The sequence below is a fragment of the Micromonospora parastrephiae genome (genome assembly GCF_016802865.1).
GTDB classification, from domain to species: domain Bacteria; phylum Actinomycetota; class Actinomycetes; order Mycobacteriales; family Micromonosporaceae; genus Micromonospora; species Micromonospora parastrephiae.
This window is the reverse complement of sequence record NZ_JAEVHM010000006.1, coordinates 69,076-75,891: the sequence shown is the minus strand read 5'-3', so window position 1 is coordinate 75,891 and position 6,816 is coordinate 69,076. Positions and strand designations below refer to the sequence as shown.

The following is a 6,816-nucleotide window of genomic DNA, read 5'->3' as shown; positions in this document are numbered from 1 at the left end:
TCGACGCCGAGTTCCTGCATGATCTTGCCGAACTCCGCGAACGCCGTACGCGGCACGGTGGTCCAGTACACCTTCGCGGGGACGTCCGTCTTCGCGACGACAGGGGCCACGCCACCCGCTGACGTCCGGACGACGTCAGCGGAGGCCGGCGAACAGATCATCCTCGGGCAGCGGTGCGTCGGTGGTGTCCCGAACCCGGACGAACGTCTCCATGCCCATCAGATCGGTGAACCGCTCCCGGCCGAGCTGGAGGAAGAAGATGTTCTCGGTCTGGCTGGCGTGCGTGGCCAACGCGTCGAACTTCTGCGCGCCGTACGCCCGCGTGTCGACCCAGGTGGTGATCTCCTCGTCGGGCAGACCGAGCTGCGGCTGTGACTCGTCCGGCTCGGCCCACTCGACGCCGAGTTCCTGCATGATCTTGCCGAACTCCGCGAACGCCGTACGCGGCACGGTGGTCCAGTACACCTTCGCGGGGACGTCCGTCTTCGCGACGGCCGCCATCGTGATCCGGTGGGCCTGGATGTGGTCTGGGTGGCCGTAGAAGCCGTTTTCGTCGTAGGTGACGACGACGTCCGGGCGGTACTGCCGGATCAGCTCCGCCAACCGGTCCGCCGCCTCGTCCACGGGCGTGACCCAGAACGCGCCGGGCAAATCGTTGGTCGGCCAACCCATCATCCCGGAGTCGGCGTAGCCGAGGGTTTCCAGGTGGGTGACCTTCAGAGCCGCGCAGCTGGCCTCCAGTTCGGCCTGGCGCATCGCCACGACGGCCGCCGGGTCGTGCCCCGGGTCGCCGGGCTTCACCCCGCCGGGGCCGTCACCGCACCGGCCGTCGGTGCAGGTCACGAGGACCGTCGTGATGCCCTCAGCCGCGTAGCGGGCCAGGACGCCGCCGGTGCTCGTTGCCTCGTCGTCGGGGTGCGCGTGCACCGCCATCAGGGTCAGGGATCGTTCAGCCATGCCGTCAGCCTACGAGGGTGGAGATCGCGGGCAGGCGGCGCCACCAAGGCGGTCAGGTCGCGTCGGGGCTGCGGTCGCGCTGGGTGGCGCCCGAGCTACGCAGTCGGTCGACCAGCTGTTCCAGGGCCGTGATCTCGGCGTGCAGCGCCGCTCGGCCCTCTCGCGTCAGCCGCAGCCAGGTGGCGGGCCGTCGGCCCTCGTACCCCTTGACCACCTGGAGCAGGCCCGCCTGCTCCAGGATCCGCAGATGCCGGTTGAGGTTGCCGTCGGTCAGACCCAGCTCGTCGCGCAGGGTGGAGAATCTGCATTCCCGCGCCTCGCTCAGCATGGTCAGAATCGCCAGCCGTACGCGCTGGTGCACGGTGTCGTTCAGGGCGAGCGCTGGATGGGACGGTGGCGGTGGGGAATCAGCCATCGTCGGCCGCCCGCCAGCTCTGCCAACCACGCACCGCCGCGAAGGTGATCAGTGGCAGGGCCATCAGGACGAGCCAGAACCCTGGCCTCCAGTCGAACCGGCCGCCGAACGAACCCGACGTCCCGCCCAGCACGGCGCCGAGGTCACCGGCGAGGAGGTCGATGGCCCAGCCGGGCAGGTAGCCCATCGGGAACCAGCCGCACAGCCAGACCGTGAGGGCCGCGATCCATCCACCGGCGACCAGCAGCCCCCAGCTGCGCTCCGCCCAGCCGAGGGCCACCACCGCCGCCGCGATCGGCAGCAGCGGCGTCAGCAGACCTGCCAGCCAGAAGTAGTCGGGATTCGTGACCAGGGTGTCGGCCAGCCGCTGTTCCTGTCGCGGTACGGCCGCGAGCACGGCCAGGAGGAGGAGGACGCCGAGGCCCGTGCCGACGAACGGCCGCCAGGCCACCCGCAGGCCCAGTGCCCGGGACCGCCAGTGATACCAGGCGGCGACGGCGGCGAACAGCAGCGGCGTGCCGAGGAACCAGAACAGGTACGACGCGAGTGGGCTGCGTTGCTGGTCGGGCAGGCCGGCCCAGAACGGGGAGTCGGCGGAGACGCTGTTCGTCGAGGCGAACGGACGGTCGTAGAGGGCGCAGCTGGCGAGCAGCAGCACCGCGATGCCCAGTGCCGGCAGCCACGCTCCGCCGTGTGTCCGCGTCCGTGTGCGTCGCCGCAGTCGCTCCAGCTCGGCCAAGGTCTGCGTGGCCTGTCGCCGGCTCGCCTGGTCCATGGCGCTTCCTAACTTTGCATCAGTTACCTGCTCTGCAATGCAAAGAATATACACGCGTTGTCAGCCGGCGCGCACCTCGCGCATTGACGGCGCATCGTCCTGCACGTGGCCATCAGTCGCCGGCTCCTTGTCGGATCGCCCGACACGCTCGTCGAGACGCCCTACGATTTGGGCCTGTCGAAGACCGCGAAATCGCAGGCAGAAGCCGGGGAGAGCCGCTGAGGGGGGCCGCGCGGATGGCACCGTTCGATGACGTCAAGCAGGTCGACGCCGGGGTCCTGAACGTCGGGTACGTGGAGGCCGGGCCGGCCGACGGCGACGCCGTGATCCTCCTGCACGGCTGGCCGTACGACATCCACAGCTTCGTCGATGTCGTGCCGCTGCTGGCGGACGCCGGCCACCGGGTGGTCGTGCCGTACCTGCGTGGCTACGGCACGACGCGATTCCGGTCCGACGACACCATGCGCAACGGTGAGCCGGCGGCCATGGGGCTCGACCTCATCGCCCTCATGGACGCACTCTCCATCGAGACCGCGAAACTCGCCGGCTTCGACTGGGGTGCCCGCACCGCCGACGTCGTGGCCGCGCTGTGGCCCGAGCGCTGCCGGGGCCTGGTCTCGGTGAGCGGTTATCTGATCGACGGCCAGGAGTCGGGCACGGTGCCGCTGCCGCCGAAGGCCGAGTTCTCCTGGTGGTACCAGTACTACTTCGCCACCGAGCGCGGCCGGAAGGGTTACGACAAGAACCGGCGCGACTTCGCCAGACTGATCTGGCAGGCCGCCTCCCCGAGGTGGACCTTCGACGACGCGACGTTCGAGCGCAGCGCGGCGGCCTTCGACAACCCCGACCACGTCGACATCGTGATCCACAACTATCGGTGGCGGCTGGCCCTGGCCGACGGCGAGTCGCAGTACGCCGAGTGGGAGAAGCGCCTGGCCGCCAAGCCGAAGATCACGGTGCCCAGCATCTCCCTGGAAGGCGACGCCAACGGCGCGCCACACCTGGACCCCAGCGTCTACGGCAAGCAGTTCGCCGGGCGGTACGAGCACCGCACCGTCGGCGGCGGCGTCGGGCACAACCTGCCGCAGGAGGCACCCCGGGCCTTCGCCGAGGCGGTGCTGGACGTCTGAGCTCAGCGCTGAGCCCTCGGGCGTTCGACGCGCACGGGGTTGCCGCGGACCAGTTCGTCGTGGACGCGCCAGCGGGCGGTGCTGACAGCCCGCCGGGCCGCCTCGTCGCCGGCCTCGACCCGCTGGCGCAGAAGACGCAGCGCGATGCGACGGTTGAGGCCGAACTGCCGCTCCTCGTCCACGACCACGACGATGCCCGAGGGTCGGTGGGTGGCCCGCACCGCGGTGCTGGCCTTGTTCCGATGCTGACCGCCCGGCCCGCCGGTACGGCACCCGACGATGTCGACGTCCGACTCGGCGAACGGCGTCGGCGGAGCGTCGCTCCGGGGCGGTCGCGAGGTGACGTACCAGTTCTTGCGGCCGACGCCCGCCCGGTACGGGCTGGGCGCCTGCCAGCACAGGGTGCCGGTCCACGAGGCGGCGAACGCCACCGGGTCCGCGCCGGTGATCCGGATCAGCACCGAACGGTAGGTGCCGGGCCGCTCGCCCGGCACGGCCTGGACCTGCTGAACCGTCAACCCCTGACGATCGGCGTCGCCGCTCAGGCGGTGCAGCAGTCGGGCCAGCGCCCAGGCGCACTCCTGCGGGCCGCGGCCGGCGGACAGCAACAGGTACGTGCTCATGACCGGCCCCGCCCGCGCCGCCGGTCCCGCCGCTCGGCTCGGGACGCGGACCCGAACTCGGGCGTCTTGTAGGTCACCACGGGCCTCGTGCTGACCACCGGCGTGGCCAGACCGTGCGTGACGAGGTCGGCGATCACCTGCTCGATGCGCTTGTACGCCGTCGGCGCCTCCTCGAACAGCAGCTGACGATCGCCGCAGACCACCAGCGAGCCCACCGGCGTACGACGCAACTCCTCGACGGTGTGCTTGGCCCGGCCACGGCGCAGGGCGTCGGCGCGCGACATCTTGCGGCCCGCGCCGTGCGCCACCGAGTGGTTGGCCTCCGCTCCGGCGTGCGCGGCCACGAGATAGGAGGCGGTGCCCCGCGTACCGGCGATGAGCACGTCCCGACCGTCGCCCGGCGCCGCACCCTTGCGGTGCAGGTAGACCCCGTCGTGGACCTCGACCAGGTTGTGGCACTGATCGACGATCGGTTCGGTCGGCTCGGCCCCCAACGCGTACGCGACACGGGCCGCGAGCACCCGGCGGTTGAGCGAACCCCAGCGCACGGCGGCGTCGTGCATCGCCAGGTAGTCATCGGCGTCGGCGGCCCGGCCCGCACCGTGGACCTCGGTGTGCGCCCGCAGGATCCGCTCGCCCAGCCCACGGGAACCACTGTGGACGATCAGCACGAGCGCTCCGCTGTCGAGCCCGAGACGGCTCGCGTGACCCGGGTCGAGGACGGTGTCGACGCGCGCCAGTTCGACAAAGTGGTTGCCCCGGCCGACCGTACCCAACCCGTCCAGGTGCCCGGCGGGAACCGCACCCCGCACGACGGCCCAGGCGGGGTCGTCGGCGTCCCGCTCCGGGTCGAGCGCGCGGTCCAGGTCGGGGAACCGGGTGGCGAGGCGCTCGGGTACGGCACGCTTGAGCTGGACGGGGAACACGGCGATGCCGCATCCGATGTCGGAGCCCACCAGGTGTGGGTACAGCACGGTCGACGCCATGGCGGCGCCGATGGGAGCGCCCTTGCCGGGGTGCAGGTCCGGCATCGCGGCGACGTGGAGCATGCCGTCGAGGGCGGCGACCTGCTGACATTGCGCGAGCGCGGCGGACTCGATCCAGCTCGCGGGCGAGGCGAAGACGGTGACGGTTGCGGGCGTGGGGGAGTGCTCCTGGGACAAGGATGCTCACTTTTCGCGGAGAACGGACGGACGGCGGCACGGCCCCGGGAGTCGTCACCGGGGGCGCGGAGCGAGGGGTGTGTCCGTCAGTACGTCATGGAGGTAACTCTCGCGGAGCCCGCCGCGTGCGGCAAGCGAGTTTCCTTCGCGGCCGTCACCGGTCACCGGCAGGACGGAAGCTTCGCCAGCGGCGCCGCCCCGACGCTGGTCCTCAGCGCGGGTTCGCCGGCACCGGTCGGACCGCGCGTCCACGGACGCAGGGCGAGGACGGGCTGTTGCTGGCCGCCGGGAAATGGAACCGCCGCAGATCCTCGATGACGAAGCCCTGCGCCCCGATGGCGGCGATGGTGTCGCGGCTGGTGTGGCAGCCGGCGAAGAGCCTCGGCCACAGTGTCGCGTCGACCATCCGCTGGACCCGCCGCAGACGGCCGGGCTCCTCGGCGGCGACGTGCTCGAAGAACCGCAACTGGCCGCCGGGGCGCAGCACCCGGCTGACCTCGGCGAGCGCGACCGCCTGATCGGGCACGGTGCACAACACCAACGCGACCACCGCGGCGTCGAACTCGCCGTCCCCGGCGGGCAGTGACTGGGCCAGGCCGTCGACGACCGTGACCGGCACGGGCGCCGTCGGCGCCGCGCGGAGGGCCGCGGCGCGCAGACGTGGTTCCGGTTCGACCGCGACGACCTCGGTCACCCCGGGTGGGTAGTGGGAGAACATCCGGCCGTTACCCGCCCCGATCTCGATCACCCGGCCGGACAGGCCCGCGACCAGATCCCGTCGGTGCTCCGCCGTGCCGGCGCGGTCCATGGCGACACTGAGCCGCTCGTAGACCCGGGCGAACACCGGGTGGGAAACCGCGGCCATGCCGACCTCCAGTGGTGGTGGGTGAGCTCCGCGTACCTTCTCCGGCGATTGTCACGCATCGGCGCACGGTTTCCGTCTTACTGGTGGCAAGACGATTCAACCCAGCGCAGGCAGAAGGAAGTGGTCCGACCATGAAGATCGTCGTCATCGGGGGCAGCGGCCTCATCGGTTCCAAGCTCGTTGGCATCCTCGGCGCGCAGGGCCACGACGCGGTGCCGGCGTCGCCGAAGACCGGTGTGAACACGCTGACCGGCGACGGCGTGGCCGAGGCGCTCGCCGGTGCCGACGTCGTCGTCGACGTGTCGAACTCGCCGTCGTTCGAGGACGCCGCCGTGCTGGAGTTCTTCGAGACGTCCACCCGCAACCTCCTGGCCGCGGCGGCGGAGGCGGGGATCGGCCACTACGTGGCGCTCTCCATCGTGGGTTGCGACCGGATCCCGGACAGCGGGTACATGCGGGCGAAGGTCGCCCAGGAGAAACTCATCGCCGCGTCCGGGATGCCGTACTCGCTGGTGCACGCCACGCAGTTCTTCGAGTTCGTCCAGGGCATCATCGACGCCGCCACGGAGGGCGACACGGTCCACCTCGCGCCGGTGCTCATTCAGCCGATGGCGGCCGACGACGTCGCGGCGGCGGTGGCCGAGGTCGCGGTGGGGGCGCCGACGAACAGCGTGGTCGAGGTCGCGGGCCCGGAAGAGTTCCGGATGGACGAACTGGGCCGGTCCGTCCTCGCGGCCCAGCACGATCCCCGTACCGTGGTGGCCGACCCGGATGCCCGGTACTTCGGCACCAAGCTGGGCGAACGCTCGCTCGTGCCCGCCGACGGCGCCCGCATCGCCGGTACGCGTCTGGAGGACTGGCGTGCCCGGACGGCCGGCGGGAAGTGAC

General features: G+C 71.4%; 8 protein-coding genes. 2 read left to right on the top strand and 6 right to left on the bottom strand.

Annotation, left to right across the window (positions count from 1 at the left end; genetic code table 11):
• Nucleotides 1–135 precede the first annotated feature (135 nt).
• Genes JNW91_RS03155 through JNW91_RS03145 form a run of 3 tightly spaced genes read right to left on the bottom strand, consistent with a single transcriptional unit; the run spans nt 136 to nt 2,147 of the window.
• Nucleotides 136–957: a PIG-L family deacetylase gene (locus tag JNW91_RS03155; RefSeq protein ID WP_203173444.1), complete on the bottom strand. Its 822-nt coding sequence runs from the start codon at nt 955–957 to the stop codon at nt 136–138.
• A gap of 52 nt (nt 958–1,009) precedes the next feature.
• On the bottom strand, nt 1,010–1,372 hold the full coding sequence (locus JNW91_RS03150; RefSeq protein WP_203173443.1) for a winged helix-turn-helix domain-containing protein: 363 nt from the start codon (nt 1,370–1,372) through the stop codon (nt 1,010–1,012).
• Nucleotides 1,365–2,147, bottom strand: coding sequence for a hypothetical protein (locus JNW91_RS03145; RefSeq protein WP_203173442.1), 783 nt, complete (start codon nt 2,145–2,147; stop codon nt 1,365–1,367). Before JNW91_RS03145 ends, JNW91_RS03150 begins: the two co-directional genes overlap by 8 nt.
• A 236-nt stretch (nt 2,148–2,383) precedes the next feature.
• On the opposite strand from JNW91_RS03145, the gene JNW91_RS03140 reads away from it, so the two are divergent.
• A complete protein-coding gene (locus JNW91_RS03140) occupies nt 2,384–3,277 on the top strand; it encodes an alpha/beta fold hydrolase (RefSeq protein WP_203173441.1) in 894 nt (297 codons plus the stop codon).
• Nucleotides 3,278–3,279: 2 nt separating this feature from the next.
• Here the strand turns inward: JNW91_RS03140 and prfH are convergent, their stop codons facing one another.
• The 3 genes from prfH to JNW91_RS03125 form a co-directional block, all read right to left on the bottom strand.
• The gene (gene prfH, locus JNW91_RS03135; RefSeq protein WP_203173440.1) at nt 3,280–3,900 is read right to left on the bottom strand and encodes a peptide chain release factor H; all 621 of its coding nucleotides are present in this window, start codon (nt 3,898–3,900) and stop codon (nt 3,280–3,282) included.
• Complete coding sequence (locus tag JNW91_RS03130; protein ID WP_203173439.1) at nt 3,897–5,063, bottom strand: RNA ligase RtcB family protein; 1,167 nt, start codon at nt 5,061–5,063, stop codon at nt 3,897–3,899. The genes prfH and JNW91_RS03130 overlap by 4 nt, the downstream gene beginning before the upstream one ends.
• A 211-nt stretch (nt 5,064–5,274) precedes the next feature.
• Nucleotides 5,275–5,928, bottom strand: a complete 654-nt coding sequence (locus JNW91_RS03125) for a class I SAM-dependent methyltransferase (RefSeq protein ID WP_203173438.1) — start codon at nt 5,926–5,928, stop codon at nt 5,275–5,277.
• Between the two features lie 131 nt (nt 5,929–6,059).
• On the opposite strand from JNW91_RS03125, the gene JNW91_RS03120 reads away from it, so the two are divergent.
• Nucleotides 6,060–6,815: an SDR family oxidoreductase gene (locus JNW91_RS03120; RefSeq protein WP_203173437.1), complete on the top strand. Its 756-nt coding sequence runs from the start codon at nt 6,060–6,062 to the stop codon at nt 6,813–6,815.
• The last annotated feature ends 1 nt before the right edge of the window (nt 6,816 follow it).